This window comes from Chelatococcus sp. HY11 (assembly GCF_018398335.1).
In the GTDB taxonomy this organism is placed as follows: domain Bacteria; phylum Pseudomonadota; class Alphaproteobacteria; order Rhizobiales; family Beijerinckiaceae; genus Chelatococcus.
In genome coordinates this window covers 612,845-630,595 of the sequence record NZ_JAHBRX010000001.1, presented here as the reverse complement: position 1 = coordinate 630,595, position 17,751 = coordinate 612,845, and the positions used below count along the sequence as shown (strand labels likewise).

Here is a 17,751-nt window from a genome sequence, read left to right as displayed (position 1 = left end):
CACGGGACCCAGGAGATGCGGCGGACCTGAGCATTCCGTAGGGGAATAACGGGGCAGTCACCATCAAGGCCCACCACGACTGAACAGTAGCGAAGCCGTTGGCGAAAGCAATGCTTTGCGCGCATTCGCGGTGCATAAGTCCAGATGAGGGTTAAGCCCCCCGTGATGCTCTCTTGACGAAGCGGAACCCGCTACCCTGAATCGTCCGATCACAGGATCAGTCGAGCAAGGGCAAAGCCTAGGCAGCAGCCGCGACGACGCGATTCCGCCCGGCCTGCTTGGCTTGGTAAAGCGCCTGATCGGCGCGGCGCAGAAGGTCGCCAGGCGCCTGATCGTCCATCAGCCGCGCGGCGACACCAATCGATACCGTGACGTCGACGGTCTCGTTCTCGCCGTTCACGGAAAAGGGCTTGTGTTCGATCGCCTCGCGAATGCGCTCTGCCATCGCCTCGGCGGCCTCCAGCGTGGCATCGGGCACCATGATCACGACTTCCTCGCCGCCGAAACGCGCCACCACGTCGATACCACGCGTCTGGGCGCGGATGCGGTTGGCACATTCCTTCAGCACCTCATCACCGGCATCATGTCCGAAACGGTCATTCACGGCCTTGAAGTGATCGATGTCGAGCACGAGCAGCACGAGCGGTCGCGTGCCGAGTGTCGGCGCCTCAAAGGCGGCGCTCAGTCGCGCATCGAGGAAGCGCCGGTTATACAGCCCTGTGAGCGGATCGATGACCGCGAGTTCCAGCGATGCCTGGACGCTGTCGCGCAGCCGGTCCGCGAAGCGCTTGCGCCGCATCTGTGTACGCACCCGCGCGACCAGCTCGTTGCGATCCACCGGGCGCAGCAGATAGTCGTTCATGCCGATGTCGAGCCCACGCAGGATGCGCTCCTTGTCCTCGGCCCGGGCCATCATGAGGACAACGGCGTTCCGCGTCGATTCGAAGGCGCGGAGCTGGCCGCATAGCCGCAGCCCGTCGAAGCCGCCGATGTCGAGATTGACGAGGATGACGTCGTAGCTTTCCGTGGCGGCGCGCGCCAGTGCCTGCTGGGGATCGGCCTCCCAATCGACGTGATGATAGATGGACAGCGCGGCAGCCAGCCGCTCAGCCGTCGCCGGGCGATCCTCGATAATGAAGACGCGCGCGTTCTGCCCCGTCTCTGCGGTCGCCGAAACGAGCGCGTCCTCAAGCCCGAACTCGCGCGAGGCGATCACGCGCGTTCTCAGCTCATCGGTCACGGCCTTCAGCCGCACGAGACTGCGCACCCGGGCGATCAGTGCCATGTCGTCGACCGGCTTGGTCAGGAAGTCGTCAGCGCCCGCATCAAGACCGCGCAGACGATCGCTCGGCTGGTCGAGCGCCGTCACCATCACGACGGGTATGTGAACGGTGCTCGGCTGCGACTTGAGCTTGCGGCAGACCTCGAAGCCATCCATGCCCGGCATCATCGCATCGAGCAGCACGATGTCGCAGCGATTCTGCTCACAGATCTCCAGCGCCTCGCGCCCGTTCGAGGCGCTGATCACGTCGAAATACTCGGCCGACAACCGGGCCTCGAGCAATTTCACATTGATGGGCGTATCGTCGACGACGAGAACGCGCGCGGACATGGAATGAGTCCCCCACTCATGCGGATTCGAGATAAGTGCGTACCGTCTCTAGAAAATGTGAGATCGAAATGGGCTTCGAGAGATACGCCTCGCACCCTCCCTCCCTGATCCGCTCCTCGTCACCCTTCATGGCGAAGGCTGTCACCGCGATGACGGGAATCGATTTCAGGTCGTCGTCCGCCTTCAGCCAGCGTGTCACTTCCAGCCCGGAAACCTCGGGCAACTGGATATCCATGATGATGAGATCAGGGTGGTCGCTCCGGGCAAGCTCCATCGCCTCGATCCCGTTCGAGGTCTTGAGCGTTGCATAACCATGCGCTTCCAGAAGGTCGCTGAAGAGCTTCATATTGAGCTCATTATCCTCGACGATCAGCACCGTCTTGCGCATCAGCTGTTCCCATCATCTAGAGTAAATCCCACATGTGGGGAGTCCACGCGCGCAAAGCCGTAGGCCGGCATCATTACCATTGACCAGTTGACGAAACGCAAATCCAATTTCATCCCCTGCCACCTTTGGACGACGCTATGGCCCCGCAACGCCCCTCACCGCTTCCAGACCCTGAGGAAATCGCTCTTCAGGCGCTTGGTTTTCTTGCGTCCGACGAGGAAAGACTGGAACGTTTCCTCGGCACAACCGGGCTTGGCCCGGACACGATACGCGAAAGCGCCAGCCAGCCTGGCTTTCTGGCTGCCGTGCTCGACCATCTCGCTGCGGACGAAGCCCTGCTTTTGACCTTCGCGGCCAATCACAGGCTCGATCCAGAGGCCATATCCATCGCACGGCAAAAGCTTGCTGGTCCTGGAGTCCCCCTATGAACACGCCTGGTCAATCGCGCTCCCTGTGCCGCGATTGCCTGACCGATACCGAGACGGCCCGCCAGCCCACCCGCTGTCCCGCATGCGGCAGTCCCCGCCTCCTCACCCATCCCGAACGCGACGCGCTCCACATCGCCCATGTCGATTGCGATGCGTTCTATGCGGCGATTGAAAAACGAGATTCCCCCGAGCTCGCAATAAAACCGATAATCATCGGCGGCGGCAAGCGCGGTGTTGTCTCAACCGCCTGCTACGTGGCGCGAACTTACGGCGTGCGCTCGGCCATGCCCATGTTCAAGGCGCTGAAGCTGTGCCCCGATGCCGTCGTCATCAAGCCGGACATGGCCAAATATGTGCGCGTCGGCCGTCAGATCAGGCAGATGATGCTGGACCTGACGCCGATGGTGGAGCCTCTTTCAATCGATGAGGCCTTCCTCGATCTCGGCGGCACCGAGCGTTTGCACCACGCTAGCCCGGCGGTCATCCTCGCGCGATTCGCGCGGCGTGTGGAAAGCGAAGTCGGCATCACCGTCTCCATTGGCCTCTCGACCAACAAATTCATGGCGAAGATTGCCTCGGACCTCGACAAGCCCCGAGGCTTCGCGATCATCGGCAAACAGGAGGTCGATGGCTTTCTGGCCGACAAGCCGGTCTCGATCATTTTCGGCGTCGGCGCGGTGACAATGGAAAAACTCGAGCGCGCCGGCGTCCGGACGATCCGGGATCTGCGCGCGGCATCCCCGAACAAATTGATGACGCTCCTCGGCAAGGAGGCCGGGCGATTGCAGCGGCTCGCCCATGGCATCGATGACCGAGCCGTCAGCCCGAACCGGGAGGCCAAGGTCGTCTCCGCCGAGACGACGTTCAACGAGGACATCGGCGCACCGGCCGACCTCTTGCCCATCCTCTGGCGACTCTGTGAAAAGCTGTCGGCGCGGCTGAAGGCCGCGGAGCTGGCGGCCGGCTCCGTCACGCTGAAACTGAAGACGGCAGACTTCAAGCTGCGCAGCCGCTCACGCGGCGTCCCCGCCACGCAGCTCGCCAGTCGCCTGTTCGAGACGGGAAAAGACCTGCTCCTGCCCGAATGCGATGGCACGCAATTCCGGCTCATCGGGATCGGCACGGCCGATCTTCACCCCGCCGTCGAAGCCGATCAGGGAGACCTCGCCGATCAGACCGCCAAACGCGATGCCCGCATGGAGCGGGCAGTGGATGATCTGCGCGCCAAGTTCGGCGCTGGCGCCGTGGTCAAGGGCATCGTCTTCGGCAACGGTCGCAAGGCTTGAGCCGGCGACCTATTCGCAGACGGCCGCCTTGAGCAGCTCCAGCTCCTTCAGCTCGCCCTTCAGTGTGAAGTTGTCGTATTTGAGGGTCAGGGAGCGGGCTATGCCGTTCTCATAGAGGTCGAAGCTCAGGACATAGACGGGCAAGGCCTCGCTCCGCGCCGTCGCTTGCTTGAAATAGCTGATCGCGATCGGCCAATGCGCGGCGGTGCCGAACAGGCCGTCGAACCGGCGCTGGCGCTCCGCGGCTGCCTCTTCGTCGCTCGCTCCGGCGTCCCGCTTGGTCAGTTCGTCCTTGTCCGTGGTTGCCTTGCCAGGATCCGGGCTCACCGCGTCAGCCCTTCCGATCACCGCCAGCGTATCATAAAAGCTGCGCCCATCTTCCGAGCCGTCGAAAACACGCGCCTCGACGATAGGCTTGCCTGCCTTTGCGCCAGTGATCAGCGTCCTGAGATGTGCCGCCGGGAACATCGCGTCGCCCAACTTTAACGTCTCGCGGCCGGGCTTGACGAAATTCACGGCGACCGCGCCGTCACGTCGCACCGCCTCGCCATCGACCAGCTTCGGCGGCGCGTTCGCATTGCGCGTCTCCGCCTTGAAACGGAACGAGCCACCGCTTGCGTCCTCGAAGGTCGTCATGCGCATATCGGTGGTCGATGCGCTGCTCTCACCCTCGAGAACGACGACCTGCCGCGAGCGCGACGCATAGCCGTCACAAGCGGTGCCGGTGATCTCGTAGACCACGCGCCCCATCGCCGACTGAATGGAATTGCTGCTGTCGGCGAGTGACAGGTCATAGACGGCCCTGTGCGGCGCGAGCGAAATGCCAGGCGCCACCTCGGCCATGGCGCCCGAGGTCCAGAGCGACGTGAGGGCCATCGCTGTAACGACGACGGGCTTTCTCACCATGATGACCTCCATCGGAATCCAAGGGCGCTTGACCGGTCCACCTAGCACAGCATCAGCCAAGTATCTCGCGGGATCAATGACCAAGCCCCATGATATCCGCCGTTGCGATCCGGACAGCAGTGGGCGACAACGCTCTCAGTCCGCCTTCGGCAGCGAGGGCGGCCGCATTGTCCATGCTTGCAAGACAAGGAACCCCTTCCATGAGCCGCATCGCCTCCAGGCTGGCAGAACTCGGTATCGTCCTTCCGACCCCGGCAGCACCGATTGCCAATTACGTGCCCTTCGTGCTGAGCGGCCAGTTGCTGACGATCTCCGGGCAGCTCTGCCTCGGTGCCGATGGCAAGCTCGCGGACGCCCACAAGGGCAAGCTCGGCGGCGAAATCTCGCTGGAGACAGGCCAGCAGGCCGCCCGTCTCTGCGCCATCAATCTTCTCGCCCAGGCGAACGCAGCTCTCGGTGGCCTCGACCGGATCACCCGTGTCGTGCGGCTCGGCGGCTTCATCAATTCGACACCGACCTATGGCTCCGTACCCGGCGTAATGAACGGCGCGTCGGATCTGATGGTTGAGGTCTTCGGCGACCTCGGCCGCCACGCCCGCAGCACCGTCGGTGTCGCGCAGCTGCCGCTCGACGCCGCCGTCGAGGTGGAAGCTCTCTTCGAGGTTGCCTGATCATGACCGCGCCCGATTGGCTTTGCACGCGACCTATTGCCCATCGCGGGCTGCACAATCGGGTCGACGTGATCGAAAATACCGCCGATGCCGCCGAGGCGGCCATCGTCGGCGGCTTCCCCATCGAATGCGATGTGCAACTGACAGCCGATGGGGAAGCGGTCGTCTACCACGACTTCGTGCTCGACAGGCTGACGCAGGGTCAAGGGCGCCTTGACGCCCTTACGGCCGCCGCGCTCGCGGCCGTCCCCTTCAAGGCGACGGAGAACCGCATTGAACCGCTGTCGGCGTTCCTCGACAGGATCGCCGGCCGCGTGCCGCTCGTCATCGAGGTGAAGAGCCGCTTCGACGGCGATCTCGCGCTCATCCGCCGCACGGCCGCAGTGGTCGACAATCGCTCCGAGCCGCTCGCGGTCATGTCCTTCGACCCCGATCTCATCGCGGCGTTCAAGGACCTCGCGCCAGGCGTGCCGCGCGGGATCGTGGCGGAGAGCCGTTACGACGATAAGGACTGGGGCCATTTGAGTCCGGAAAAGCGGCGGGAGCTCGAGCAATTCCTCCATATCGACCGCTCGCGGCCTGATTTCGTCGCCTGGCGTGTCGGCGACCTCCCGGCGACGGCCACCGTCATGGCGCGCCATTTCGGCATGCCGGTGCTGACCTGGACCGTGCGGACACCCGGGGATCGCGAACAGGCCTCGGCCCACGCCGATCAGATGATATTCGAGGACTTCGTTCCGTAACGAGGAGGTGATTCCCCGGACGCGGAAAGCGCTCTAGGATCTCCCCATGACCGCCAGAACGCGCGCCGAGACGGGCAGCAAGACGACCATCAGCGTCACCAACGCAATTGCAAACGTCCCGGCCGCGGACTGGGACGCCTGCGCGAACCCGCGCCGGCCTGAATCATCGTCTCAACCGCCCTCGATAAGCAACGCGAAAGACTCGAAGAATTGCCACACCGACGCCCCTCAAGCCGTCCGGGATGACGGGCAGGCAGGGACGTCCGTCATTGAAGGCTCACATCCGGCGGCAGGCGCCGGCACGCCTGAATCAAACTCTCAACAAGAGCGATTCAATCCATTCATAAGCCACGCTTTTTTGAACGCACTCGAGACATCGGGCTGCGTTTCGTCACGCACTGGCTGGGCGCCCGCCCATATCCTCGTCCACGACGCCGCGGGCCTCATGGTCGCGGCCACCCCCGCCTATGCGAAGTCCCATAGCCAGGGCGAATACGTGTTCGATCATGCCTGGGCGGATGCCTATGAGCGCGCGGGAGGCGACTATTACCCGAAAATCCAGGTGAGCGTTCCCTTCACCCCGGCGACGGGCCGTCGGCTCCTCATTCGGGACGGGCAGGATCCCGCCGCGGCAAGCGCGGCGCTCATTACGGGTCTCCGCGCAATGCGCGACCGCGTCGGCGCCTCGTCGATCCACGCCACGTTCCTGCCGCACGACGAATGGCAGACCCTCGGCGATGCCGGCTTCCTGCAGCGCATCGACCGGCAGTTCCACTGGACGAACGATGGCTACGGAACCTTCGCGCAATTTCTCGACGGCCTCTCGTCGCGCAAGCGCAAGACCATCCGCCGCGAGCGGCGCGACGCCGGCGCCGACGGCATCACCCTCCACTGGCTGACGGGCTCCGACATCACCGAGGCCCATTGGGATGCGTTTTTCGCCTTCTACCAGGATACGGGCTCGCGGAAATGGGGCAGGCCCTATCTCAACCGCCGCTTCTTCTCCCTGATCGGCGAGGCGATGGCCGATCGCATCCTCCTTGTGATGGCAAGGCGAGCCGGGCGCTTCATTGCGGGCGCCATCAATTTCATCGGCGACGATGCCCTTTACGGCCGTAACTGGGGCGCGATCGAGGATCACCCCTTCCTGCATTTCGAGGTTTGCTACTATCAGGCCATCGATTTCGCCATCGCGCGCGGCCTCCGGCGCGTGGAAGCCGGCGCCCAGGGCGAGCACAAGCTGGCGCGCGGCTACCGTCCCGTGCTCACCTATTCAGCGCATGATATCGCCGATCGCGCTCTGCGTCGGGCCGTCGCCGCCTATCTCGAACAGGAGCGACCCGCCGTAGCCGAGGAAGCGCGCGAGCTGGACCAGTTCACACCCTTCCGCCACCAGGACGTGGACTGAGCGCCCCACCGTGGGTTTTCCCGTCAAGCCTTCGATCGGGCCTCCCGGGCAGCGCCCTCCTGACCCTGCCCTGCTGACCATGCCCGCCTGCTCTCGCCTGCCTGACGTGATATGGAAGCTTGATACCATGCCGGAATCGGCTGACCATCGCGCAAGCGTCAAGTGAGGAACTTGCGTCAAGTAAGGAACTGCGACCGTGACGGCTTATGATCCCAACAATATCTTCGCCAAGATCATTCGCGGCGTTCTGCCGTGCGAGCGCGTCTACGAGGACCAGCATACGCTCGCCTTCATGGACATCATGCCCCAGGGCGACGGCCACGTGCTGGTCGTGCCGAAGTCGGCCGCGCGCAACATGCTCGACGTCGATCCAGCCGCGCTCGGCCCGCTGATGACGAGCGTCCAGAAGCTCGCGAAGGGCGTGAAGGCCGCCTTCGACGCCGATGGCGTCGCGGTGATGCAGTTCAACGAAAGCGCCTCGGGCCAGACGGTCTTCCACATCCACATGCATGTCATCCCGCGCTGGGAGGGGGTGCCCCTGCGCGGCCACACCGGCGCCATGGCCGACCCCGAACTGCTGAAGTCGCAGGCCGAGAAGATCCGCAAGACGATCGGCTTCAGCGGCTGGACCGGCTGACGTCGCGCAAGCTGAAGCCATTCAAGCCGACTATGGCTTCACTCATCCGATACGGTGCAAAAGAAAGAGGCCACCCCTAAAGCAGGAGCGGCCCAACTATTCATCCATGGATGTCGTCGGCCGGCGTGCCCTAAGGCACGCGTTCGCCGCGCGATGTCAATTCGCGGATCACCCGCGAGGCAGGCTCTTCGAAGGTCTTATAGAGCTGAGCGCCGACCCACCATGTCACCAGGACAAAGATGGGCACGACGATCCAGGCCACGATCTCCTCGAAGCGCCGACGCTTGCGCTGCCGCTCCCGACGGCGCTGAAAATACGTCGACACCACGTCAACTCCTGATCAACGGCACCTTGGGAACCGTGCGCACCGCAAGCGGCCCCCCACTGTCGTCATCACCATCCGCCCCGCCCTTACTGCGGCGCGGACGCGATGACGGCTGCTTCTTAGCCGCTGGCGGCCGACGTTTCACGTGTTTTTTCACGGCCTCGGCCACATCAGGTTCGGGCTTCGGCGTCACCGGGCCGGCGGGAAACTCGAACCCAAGCGTCTTGTGTCCGGCCTCGTCCGTCTGAACGACGACCCTCACCGCGCCACCACCGCGCAGCTGCCCGAAAAGAACAGCATCCGCCAGCGGGGTCTTGATCATGGTCTGGATGAGGCGGGCCATTGGCCGGGCGCCCATGGTCTCGTCATAGCCGTGCTCGACCAGCCACTCGCGCGCCTCGTCAGACAACTCGATCGTGACATTGCGGTCGGCCAGCTGCGCCTCAAGCTGCAACACGAACTTGTCCACCACCTTGGAGACCACCTCCTTCGGCAGATGGCCGAAGGAGATCGTGGCATCGAGACGGTTGCGGAACTCCGGCGAGAACAGCTTGGAGATCGCCTCCTGGTCGTCGCCCTCGCGCTTGGTACGCGTGAACCCGTAAGCCGGCTTGACCATGTCGGCAGCGCCGGCGTTTGTCGTCATGATCAGGATGACGTTGCGGAAATCCACCTGCTTGCCGTTGTGGTCCGTCAGCTTGCCATGGTCCATTACCTGCAGCAGCACGTTGAACAGGTCGGGATGCGCCTTTTCGATCTCGTCGAGCAGCAGGACGCAGTGCGGATGCTGGTCGACGCCATCGGTCAGGAGCCCACCCTGGTCGAAGCCGACATAGCCGGGAGGCGCGCCGATCAGCCGCGAGATGGTGTGGCGCTCCATGTATTCCGACATGTCGAAGCGCAGCAGTTCCACGCCGAGCGCCGACGCGAGCTGACGCGCCACCTCCGTCTTGCCGACGCCCGTCGGGCCGGCGAAGAGATAGCAGCCAATCGGCTTCTCCGCGTCGCGGAGGCCAGCGCGCGCCAGTTTGATCGCCGACGACAGGGCATCGATCGCCTTGTTCTGGCCGTAGACCACCCGCTCCAGGGTCTCATGCAGGTGCTGCAACACCTCGGCATCATCCTTGGACACCGTCTTCGGCGGGATACGCGCCATCGTCGCGATCGTCGATTCGATCTCCTTGACGCCGATGGTCTTCTTGCGCCGCCCCTCCGGCACCAGCATCTGCGAGGCGCCCGTCTCGTCAATGACGTCGATCGCCTTGTCCGGCAGCTTGCGGTCATGGATATAGCGCGCCGAAAGCTCCACCGCCGCCTTGATGGCGTCATTGGTGTAGCGCAGCTTATGGAAGTCCTCGAAATAGGGCTTCAGCCCCTTCAGGATCTCGATAGCGTCCGGCACGCTCGGCTCATTGACGTCGATCTTCTGGAAGCGTCGGACGAGCGCCCGGTCCTTCTCGAAATACTGACGGTATTCCTTGTAGGTCGTCGAGCCGATGCAGCGCAGCGTGCCGGCGGCAAGGGCGGGCTTCAGGAGATTGGACGCGTCCATGGCGCCACCAGAGGTAGCGCCGGCGCCGATGACCGTATGGATCTCATCGATGAACATGATGGCGTTGGGATGCGCCTCGATTTCCTTCATCACCTGCTTGAGGCGTTCTTCGAAATCGCCGCGATAGCGCGTGCCGGCGAGCAGCGTGCCCATGTCGAGGGCAAAGACTGTCGCATCCGCGAGCACATCCGGAACATCGCCGGTGACGATCTTGCGGGCAAGCCCCTCGGCGATCGCGGTCTTGCCGACGCCGGGGTCACCGACCAGCAGGGGATTATTCTTCTGCCTACGGCACAGGACCTGAATGGTCCGCTGGATCTCAGGCTCGCGCCCGATCAGGGGATCAATGCGTCCGTCCCTGGCCTTCTTGTTCAGATTAACGCAATAGGCGTCCAGGGCGTCCCCCTTCTTCTTGCGCTGACCTTCCGCCTCATCGTTGTTGGCGGCCCGGCTGTCGTTTTCCTCGTCGGCGCCACGGGGCGAACGATTTTCAGACAATCCTGGCCGCTTTGCGATGCCATGGCTGATGTAGTTGACCGCGTCGTAACGTGTCATGTCCTGCTCTTGCAGGAAATAGGCCGCATGGCTCTCCCGCTCGGCAAAAATCGCCACGAGTACGTTGGCGCCGGTCACTTCCTCGCGACCGGACGACTGGACGTGGATCACCGCCCTCTGGATGACACGCTGGAAACCCGCGGTGGGCTTCGAGTCCTCGCGCCCGTCCGTCACCAGGTTCGTCAGCTCCGCGTCGACATACTCGTGCAGATTGCGCCTCAAGGCCTCGAGATCGACGTTGCAGGCGCGCATGACGGCGGCCGCATCCTGATCGTCGACCAGCGCGAGGAGAAGGTGCTCGAGCGTCGCGTATTCATGATGACGCTCGTTGGCAAAGGCGAGAGCCCTGTGCAAGGCCTGCTCTAGGCTACGAGAGAATGTGGGCAACGTCGAAATCCTTTTGCGATAGCCGCCGCTACTTCTTTTCCATCACGCACTGCAGAGGATGCTGGTGCTTCCGGGCAAAGTCCATGACCTGGGTCACTTTGGTCTCCGCCACCTCGTAGGTGAAAATACCGCATTCACCGACCCCGTTCCGGTGCACATGCAACATGATCCGGGTTGCCTCCTCCCGATCCTTGTTGAAAAAGCGCTCCAGCACATGGATGACGAACTCCATCGGCGTGTAGTCGTCGTTCAGCAATAAAACCCGGTACATACTCGGGCGTTTCGTCCGAGGCTTCGTCTTCGTAAGCAGGGCAGTTCCGGGCCCTTCCGGTCCGATTGAATTGCCACGGCGACGTTCAGCCATGCGCGTCAGCATGGCATCAGTTTCATCGGCACTCGCAGTCATCCTGACCATGAAGCAATCGATCGGTCCTCATCCACCACCTGAGATCAGCGCCCCGGAGCCGCCCCGCGACCCCGCCTCGCTCCCTCACCCGGCTAATCTAGTGTCGAGACGGGCGGGGCGCCAGTGCGTTCACTACACGCCATCGTCATCATTGCCTGAAACGGGATCCGCGAAAAGCCACCGAGCTGCTCCTAGGGCCTTGAAACCCATAAAAAAAGCCCGGCACGAGCCGGGCTTTCTTCGCATCACGATCTATGTCGGTGGTTCACGGTCCCGAAACGAGTTCGTCGATAAGCTCGACGATCATCCAGGAAAAGGCACCTGCCTTCCGGCTCAATTCGCCGCCGACTTGACCTTGGCATAGAGACCTTCATAAGGCTTGAATACTTCCTTCGCGAGATCCGCATAGAGCTCGCTCAGCTTGGTCGACTGGGCGACGAAGCCTTCGTAAGCGGTCTTGAGGTAGTCAGCCTGGATCTCGACGGCCTTGTCGAGGGTCTTGCAGGCCACGAGCTTCTCAAGCGTAGCGGTGCCATCCTCGAAAGACTTCTTCGAATAGTCAGCCACTTCCACGGCGATGTTCTGGGCGCCCTTGGAAACGGTACCGAAGGTCTTCAGCGTAGCCTCGACCTGCTCTTTGCCATACTTCTGAAAATTCTCGAACTGGATAGACATGCGGTGAGCCTCCTGCGCCCCTAAGCGGCGTTAACGGTGGCAGCCTGCGCCCCCCACGGGCGCCCTACCACTGATCTCGTTGCCGCTATATAGGTGCAGCGCACAATGAGTGTCAAGGATTAATGTTGCGGTGCAAAATAGGATCAAATGTGACGAATAGTCCGAGTCTGCCGCAACAGGCAGAGAGTGAAATCCTCCCCGAAAAGGCCCCCGACAAGAAGGGTCCGCTGCGCCCCGCTTCCGATCGACGCGTCAACCGCCGTCAAGCTTAACAAAAGATAAACATCCTCTTGTTTTCTAATAACTTAAGCCGCCAGCTCATTAACTCATCCGTAACCGCATGGACCTAGCGTTGTTGACCGTGCCGCGCATGTAACGGTTCGATTGAACCGAGGCGCAGAGTAGAGTTTTCGAGTTGGGGACAGACACATGGTCTGGGGTTGCGTAGCGGCCAAACGTCACCGCCCTGTCGCACTTGTCGGCGTCATCGGTATCGTTGCGTCATTGTCAATTTTGACGACTTCACCTGCTGAAGCGCGCAAGAAAAAGGCGGCGCCGGCCTATAGCCCCCCCTACGCCGCGATGGTGGTCGACGCCAAGACCGGCCGCACCCTCTACGCGAGGAACGAGGACGAGCCGCGTATCCCGGCCTCGATCACGAAGGTGATGACCCTCTATCTGCTCTTCGAGCAGCTGGATCAGCGCCGCATCAGCCTTAGCACACCACTCCAGGTCTCCGCCAAGGCAGCCGCAGAGCCCCCGACGAAACTCGGCGTTCGGCCCGGCACCACGATCAAGGTCGAGGATGCCATCAAGGCGATGGTGACGCTATCGGCCAATGACGTGTCCATGGTGGTCGCCGAGAACCTGGGCGGCTCGGAAAGCCAGTTCGCGCGGATGATGACCTCGAAGGCGCGTGCGCTCGGTATGAGCCGCACCACTTTCTACAATCCCCATGGCCTGCCGAACTCTCCGCCGAACATCACCACCGCGCGCGACCTCATCGTGCTCGGACGCGCGATCCAGGAGCGTTTCCCGCAGTACTATGCCTATTTCGAGACCCGCTCGTTCCAGTACGGCAGCCGCACGATCCGTAGCCACAACCGGCTTCTGGACCGCATCGATGGCGTCGATGGCATCAAGACGGGCTATACGCGCGCTTCCGGCTTCAACCTGCTGACCTCCGCCAAATCAGGCGGCCGCGAGGTTGTGGCATCGGTGCTCGGCGGCCGCTCGGCAGCGTCGCGCGACAATATCATGGCGGACCTGATCACAAACAATCTGCCGCAGGCCTACGCCGGGGCCCGTCAGTCGTCGGCTCTCGCCTTCGCTTCGGCCACGGAGACCCGGGATACGGCGAAACCTGTCGCGGTCGCCTCCGCCGCCCAGGACGCTCTTGAGGAGACGACAAGCTCCATCACGCCGTCCGGTCAGCCGAAGGCGATCAACTTGGCCAATATCCGGCCCGTCGTTGCCTCCGCCTCGGGCTCCACGGCGACACCGTCCCAGAGCATGCAGTGGAACCGCAGCGCGGCGACCGCCATGGCCCCACCGCCGGCCCGCCCGGAAGCCCCCGTGGCCAAAGCACCGGCAGCCAAGGCTCAGGCAACGACCACCGTTGCCAAGGTCGAGCCCAAGGCGGAGCCGCGCGACGAGCCGGCCGCCAAGGTCACGCGTGTCAGCGGCTGGGTGATCCAGCTCGGCGCGACCGCCGACGCCGACAAGGCCAACGACATTCTGAATCAGGCGAAATCCAAGTCCCGCAGCACCCTCGCGAAGGCCTCGCCCTTCACCGAGAAGATCACCAAGGGCGGCACCACGCTCTATCGCGCCCGCTTCTCCGGCTTCGACACGGACAGCGCGCAGGCCGCCTGCAAGGCGCTGAAGAGGCAGGGCTTCTCGTGCTTCGCCACGCGCGGATGACCTGAGAAGACAAGGTCAGGCGGCGCGAGATGGCTGTTTTGCCCCGACCGCCGATCAGGATGCAGAGCAATAACTCCCGCGACAGCTCAGCTAGGGCTGCCTCGGGATACCCCCGGAAGCCACCGTCTTCGCGTGACGAAGAACACGTCATCGCCCTGCCCCCGGGTGGAGGCCGATGCGAAACGACCGCGGATATGGTACTTATCTCACCCCGCTGATGAATGAGCGCTAGTTATGACGGTTCAGCAGGACATCCTTGGCTTGGTTCACCCGGGACGCGAGATACGTCGAGCCCCCTTGGTCGGGATGCAGTTTCTTCATCAGGGACCGATGCGCGCCGCGGATCTCGCTCTCACCCGCGCCAGCAGCAAGACCCAATATCTGAAGCGCCTCTTCCTGCGTCATCGAGCGATCTCCGCCGCCGCCCCGCGCGTTAAGGTCCGCCTGAGCGTGTTCACGCCAGCTGGGAAATCGGCGATCCAGATAAGCCTCTAGAAGCCGCGCGCCTTCGGGGTCGGCGGCAAGAGCCGTATCACGCAGAACGGCCAGTTCCTCCTTCGTGAAACTGCCAAGGTCTCGTCCTGCATAGGGGCCGCTGACCACCTGCCCGGTGAGATCGCCGGTATCATGGTCGAGCTCCATCGCAACCGTGACGGATCGGACAGACGAGCGTCTCCCCGGCTGCGGCTTGGCCCCTCCGCGCTGCCCGCCGGGCCAGTATGTGCCGAGATTGCCGGGGAGATAGAACGCGCCGCCGTTCATCATCCACCAGCCGAGCCCCGCCAGCGGAAGGGCCATGTCAAATCGGCCACGGAACAGGAGGAGAGCCGCAACGCCCAGAGCGGCGACGCCACCTCCCCGCCGAAGAAGACTAGCGAGTTTCCTGGGGTCCGCCTTCGCGTAGTTCCGGCCGAGCCACCAGAAAAACAGTAGCGTAAGACAACCTGCGGCCAGAAAAATCATCGCGTACCCCCGAGCGACGCCAGCAGCCGCCGTGCTTCCGGCTCTCCGCTCGCCAGGCGTGTCAAACCAGCGACGCCATCACTGGCATAAGCGGCGGCGGCGCGCAGCAGGCCGGCCAGCGCGTGCGGCGCGCGCAGATCGAAGCGTTCATGCACACCGCCCGTCAATCTGGCGATTTCCGCGAAGGCCTGCCCTGCGATGGGGTCGTGCCCTTCCTGGAACAGAAATGCCTTGACCCCGAGCATGCCGAGCTTGCCGGCGGAAGCGCATAGCGTGTCGATGTTTTCCTCCATGGCGTCCCCGACAAAAACCAGCGCCCCGACCCGCGCCTTCGCCGCCTGAGCGGCGGCGTGATCGAGCACGCGCTCGATCTGTGTCTGGCCGCCACGACAATCGATCCGCTCCATCAGGCCCTTTAACGCATCGGCGCTCGCCAGCCATCGCGATGCGCGGCACTCATCAAGACCGCGGAAATAGACGAGCTGAATGTTGAGGCCACCTTGCGCCGCCGTTACATCGAACATCTGCGCCTGCAGGCGACAGGCGATATCCCACGTGGGCTGACGGCTCAGGGTCGCATCAAGCGCGAAGATGAGCCGCCCCTCGCGCGCTGTTTGCGCGACGGCTTTCGCCTGCGACAGGAACAGATCAACCTCCGCTGTCCTGCCTGCCACCGGCGGCTTGCTCTTATCCGTGATCGACTTGTCCGAGATGCTCGCCTCCCTTGCCTCGCGCGGCAGCGTGTCTTCCCGTTATATCGGGAGACCAACCGCCTTTTGCATGCGGATGCCGGGATTCGACCTCACAGCGCAACCAAGGCCGTGACATCATCGGAACGACAAGGTGGCTCCACGGGACATGACAGTCGTCCCGTAGGGGGGTCAGCGGCCATAAGCGCCTTCCACCCTGACCCGGCCGTTGATCCGGATCTCCGTATCGCCGATTTTCAGGGCATTACCCTTGCGCGTGACCGCCCCCGAGGCTTGGCGAGCGTCAGGCCCGAGGCCTGCGTCACAATCCTGCGATTGACGCGTCGTCCGCCCAACGGCGCGGGCGTGAGACGTCGATCCTTTGGATGTCAACGCATCGGCGGCGGACCGTGGCCCGGTGGAAACGCCGGGCAAGGCCTCTGGCCCGATACAGGGAGCCGCAACGGCCGGCAGGCCCGTGAGGCAACAGGTCAGGGCGACAACGGCAAAGCGAGAAACCATGACGCGAACTCCAGAGCAGCACGCGGCGAGTTTAGAGCATCGCGCCGAAAAGTGTATGCGGTTTTGGATGAATTCTATGCGTGTTCAAAGAGATAGAGCGTGGGAAAAGGCGGCGCCGTGCTGGCCTCCGGCACATCTCATCCGGAGGTTGGAACGCAAGCGATCAGGGACCGCGATTGCAGGCCCCCTCCCTCACCTCTCGCTGGCTGAAGCCACGCTCAGAGCAGCCCCAGGGAGGCCAGCTCACGACGCATCGGTTCGGGCATGGCATCGATCGCATCTGCTCCACCGGCGAGGTCATCCGGAGAGTCCTTCCCCGCGAGATAGCGCCAGCCCTGGAACGGACGCATCGGTCTCGGCCGGACACGAACGACCGTGGGCTCGAGCACGAGCGCGCAACGGCCGATGCCCTCGTTGTCGGTGAACACGCGCAGATCCGTTAGTCTTTGCCGGCAGGAAATCTGGCCCTTGATCACCCAATAGAGCGACCCGCCATCAAGCAGTTCATCAACACGCTTCGGTGCCATGCGCGTGACATGAAGCTGCTCCACGGGCTGGCCGAGCCGCTTCTTCTCCGCAAGACGCCTGCCGATCCACTCTTCGAGTTCCTGGATCGTTTCCACGCCGACACAAAGCTTGATCAGATTGAGTGCCATGATCCCATTGTCATGAAGGCGCGCCGCCATACAACCTGAAAGGAGGCGACGGCGGTGGATAAGCTCCTCAGGACTGTCCTATTCGGGTAGCGGGGCAGCCTTCGGCGCCATCGCCTGGCTTGATAGCCACCATCCATCGCCTTCCAGAAGACGGGATGACGGCTCCACCGGCCTGCCGGCAATGAGCGTGCGAACCCGGGCCAGACGCCCGTCGGTCCAGGCAGCAGCGATATGCGGGCTCGCGATATCATCATGCCCACCAACCAGTGGAATGAACTGTACCGGCCCGAGGCAGCGCGCCTCGAAGACCTGCGGGTCATCGGTTCGTCTGACGAGGAGCATCACGCCACTCCCGTCATCGCCCGTGAGCGGAAAAATGAGGCGCCCCATGGGATTGAGCGCATGCAGCCATCGCGGCTGCGGGCCGCCGGCGCCCGCGCTGACGTAGATCGCGTCGGCCTGGGGCAATGTGAGCGGATCAGCCTCATCATGGAGGGTGACATTGTCGCGCTCAGCGAGATTGGCTTTTGCGAGCGCGGCCAGCCTGGGCTCGATTTCATAGCCGTGAACCCGGCCAGCCGTGCCGATGACCTCCGCGAGGATCGCCGTGTAGTACCCCGTGCCCGCACCGACGTGAAGCGCTGTCTCCCCGTCCTTCAAGCGGAGGTTGGCGATGGCGGCTGCATGGAGAGACGGCTGTCCGTTATTGATCCGCTGCAGAGGCTCAAGAGCCACGAGGATGTCGCGGTAGATGTGGATGGGGTTCGCATCCGGCGTGCGCAAATAGCCATCCGCGGAACGAATGAGCCAGGGTCCTGGCCCAAGGAACCGTTCGCGCGGGACCGTGGCGAAAGCCGCGATGACCCTTGCATCCCGGGGACGCGTGCGACCCGCGACGCGCTCCGCAAAATCGCGGCGGATCTCATCAAGACCTTCGGGCTGGCTTGATTGCGCCATGGAACAGCCTTCGACAACGGGGGAAGCCAGTGCGCGCCGGAGCCTTCGCCAGTGGTGTCCTG

19 protein-coding genes are annotated in these 17,751 nt (G+C 63.4%); 7 read left to right on the top strand and 12 right to left on the bottom strand.

Annotation, left to right across the window (positions count from 1 at the left end; translation table 11 throughout):
- Window positions 1-238 precede the first annotated feature (238 nt).
- Both KIO74_RS03140 and KIO74_RS03135 read right to left on the bottom strand, forming a co-directional pair.
- Window positions 239-1,612, bottom strand: a complete 1,374-nt coding sequence (locus KIO74_RS03140; RefSeq protein ID WP_213330424.1) for a PleD family two-component system response regulator — start codon at window positions 1,610-1,612, stop codon at window positions 239-241.
- Window positions 1,613-1,628: 16 nt separating this feature from the next.
- Window positions 1,629-2,000: a response regulator gene (locus KIO74_RS03135; protein ID WP_213330422.1), complete on the bottom strand. Its 372-nt coding sequence runs from the start codon at window positions 1,998-2,000 to the stop codon at window positions 1,629-1,631.
- 137 nt (window positions 2,001-2,137) lie between these two features.
- Here KIO74_RS03135 and KIO74_RS03130 point away from each other — a divergent pair, with 137 nt between their 5' ends.
- Both KIO74_RS03130 and KIO74_RS03125 read left to right on the top strand, forming a co-directional pair.
- Window positions 2,138-2,428, top strand: a complete 291-nt coding sequence (locus tag KIO74_RS03130) for a DUF3572 domain-containing protein (protein ID WP_213330420.1) — start codon at window positions 2,138-2,140, stop codon at window positions 2,426-2,428.
- On the top strand, window positions 2,425-3,714 hold the full coding sequence (locus tag KIO74_RS03125; protein WP_213330418.1) for a DNA polymerase IV: 1,290 nt from the start codon (window positions 2,425-2,427) through the stop codon (window positions 3,712-3,714). The genes KIO74_RS03130 and KIO74_RS03125 overlap by 4 nt, the downstream gene beginning before the upstream one ends.
- A 9-nt stretch (window positions 3,715-3,723) precedes the next feature.
- Here KIO74_RS03125 and KIO74_RS03120 read toward each other — a convergent pair whose 3' ends face one another.
- Complete coding sequence (locus tag KIO74_RS03120; RefSeq protein ID WP_213330416.1) at window positions 3,724-4,620, bottom strand: EipB family protein; 897 nt, start codon at window positions 4,618-4,620, stop codon at window positions 3,724-3,726.
- 200 nt (window positions 4,621-4,820) lie between these two features.
- Between KIO74_RS03120 and KIO74_RS03115 the strand changes: the two genes are divergently transcribed.
- From KIO74_RS03115 to KIO74_RS03100, 4 genes are all read left to right on the top strand, one after another.
- Window positions 4,821-5,291: a RidA family protein gene (locus KIO74_RS03115; RefSeq protein WP_213330414.1), complete on the top strand. Its 471-nt coding sequence runs from the start codon at window positions 4,821-4,823 to the stop codon at window positions 5,289-5,291.
- A 2-nt stretch (window positions 5,292-5,293) separates the two neighbouring features.
- Complete coding sequence (locus tag KIO74_RS03110; RefSeq protein WP_213330412.1) at window positions 5,294-6,034, top strand: glycerophosphodiester phosphodiesterase family protein; 741 nt, start codon at window positions 5,294-5,296, stop codon at window positions 6,032-6,034.
- Between the two features lie 46 nt (window positions 6,035-6,080).
- Window positions 6,081-7,442: a GNAT family N-acetyltransferase gene (locus tag KIO74_RS03105; protein ID WP_213330410.1), complete on the top strand. Its 1,362-nt coding sequence runs from the start codon at window positions 6,081-6,083 to the stop codon at window positions 7,440-7,442.
- Between the two features lie 196 nt (window positions 7,443-7,638).
- Window positions 7,639-8,079: an HIT family protein gene (locus tag KIO74_RS03100; RefSeq protein ID WP_213330408.1), complete on the top strand. Its 441-nt coding sequence runs from the start codon at window positions 7,639-7,641 to the stop codon at window positions 8,077-8,079.
- Window positions 8,080-8,209: 130 nt separating this feature from the next.
- On the opposite strand, the gene KIO74_RS03095 is transcribed toward KIO74_RS03100, so the two are convergent.
- The 4 genes from KIO74_RS03095 to KIO74_RS03080 form a co-directional block, all read right to left on the bottom strand.
- The gene (locus KIO74_RS03095; RefSeq protein ID WP_213330406.1) at window positions 8,210-8,404 is read right to left on the bottom strand and encodes a hypothetical protein; all 195 of its coding nucleotides are present in this window, start codon (window positions 8,402-8,404) and stop codon (window positions 8,210-8,212) included.
- Window positions 8,405-8,408: 4 nt separating this feature from the next.
- The gene (gene clpA / locus KIO74_RS03090) at window positions 8,409-10,898 is read right to left on the bottom strand and encodes an ATP-dependent Clp protease ATP-binding subunit ClpA (protein WP_213330404.1); all 2,490 of its coding nucleotides are present in this window, start codon (window positions 10,896-10,898) and stop codon (window positions 8,409-8,411) included.
- A gap of 28 nt (window positions 10,899-10,926) precedes the next feature.
- The gene (clpS, locus tag KIO74_RS03085) at window positions 10,927-11,274 is read right to left on the bottom strand and encodes an ATP-dependent Clp protease adapter ClpS (RefSeq protein ID WP_213325252.1); all 348 of its coding nucleotides are present in this window, start codon (window positions 11,272-11,274) and stop codon (window positions 10,927-10,929) included.
- Window positions 11,275-11,637: 363 nt separating this feature from the next.
- Window positions 11,638-11,979, bottom strand: a complete 342-nt coding sequence (locus KIO74_RS03080) for a phasin family protein (RefSeq protein ID WP_213330402.1) — start codon at window positions 11,977-11,979, stop codon at window positions 11,638-11,640.
- Window positions 11,980-12,408: 429 nt separating this feature from the next.
- Between KIO74_RS03080 and KIO74_RS03075 the strand changes: the two genes are divergently transcribed.
- Complete coding sequence (locus tag KIO74_RS03075; RefSeq protein ID WP_213330400.1) at window positions 12,409-13,902, top strand: serine hydrolase; 1,494 nt, start codon at window positions 12,409-12,411, stop codon at window positions 13,900-13,902.
- A 228-nt stretch (window positions 13,903-14,130) separates the two neighbouring features.
- On the opposite strand, the gene KIO74_RS03070 is transcribed toward KIO74_RS03075, so the two are convergent.
- The 5 genes from KIO74_RS03070 to KIO74_RS03050 form a co-directional block, all read right to left on the bottom strand.
- Window positions 14,131-14,865, bottom strand: coding sequence for a J domain-containing protein (locus KIO74_RS03070; protein WP_249730838.1), 735 nt, complete (start codon window positions 14,863-14,865; stop codon window positions 14,131-14,133).
- Window positions 14,862-15,539: a VWA domain-containing protein gene (locus KIO74_RS03065; RefSeq protein WP_291979998.1), complete on the bottom strand. Its 678-nt coding sequence runs from the start codon at window positions 15,537-15,539 to the stop codon at window positions 14,862-14,864. The genes KIO74_RS03070 and KIO74_RS03065 overlap by 4 nt, the downstream gene beginning before the upstream one ends.
- Window positions 15,540-15,746: 207 nt before the next feature.
- Window positions 15,747-16,076 carry a hypothetical protein gene (locus KIO74_RS03060; protein WP_213330398.1) on the bottom strand — a complete coding sequence of 110 codons (330 nt, stop codon included), beginning with the start codon at window positions 16,074-16,076 and terminating at the stop codon, window positions 15,747-15,749.
- 218 nt (window positions 16,077-16,294) lie between these two features.
- A complete protein-coding gene (locus KIO74_RS03055) occupies window positions 16,295-16,732 on the bottom strand; it encodes a DUF1489 family protein (RefSeq protein ID WP_213330396.1) in 438 nt (145 codons plus the stop codon).
- Between the two features lie 78 nt (window positions 16,733-16,810).
- Window positions 16,811-17,689, bottom strand: a complete 879-nt coding sequence (locus tag KIO74_RS03050; RefSeq protein WP_213330394.1) for a protein-L-isoaspartate O-methyltransferase family protein — start codon at window positions 17,687-17,689, stop codon at window positions 16,811-16,813.
- Between the last annotated feature and the right edge of the window lie 62 nt (window positions 17,690-17,751).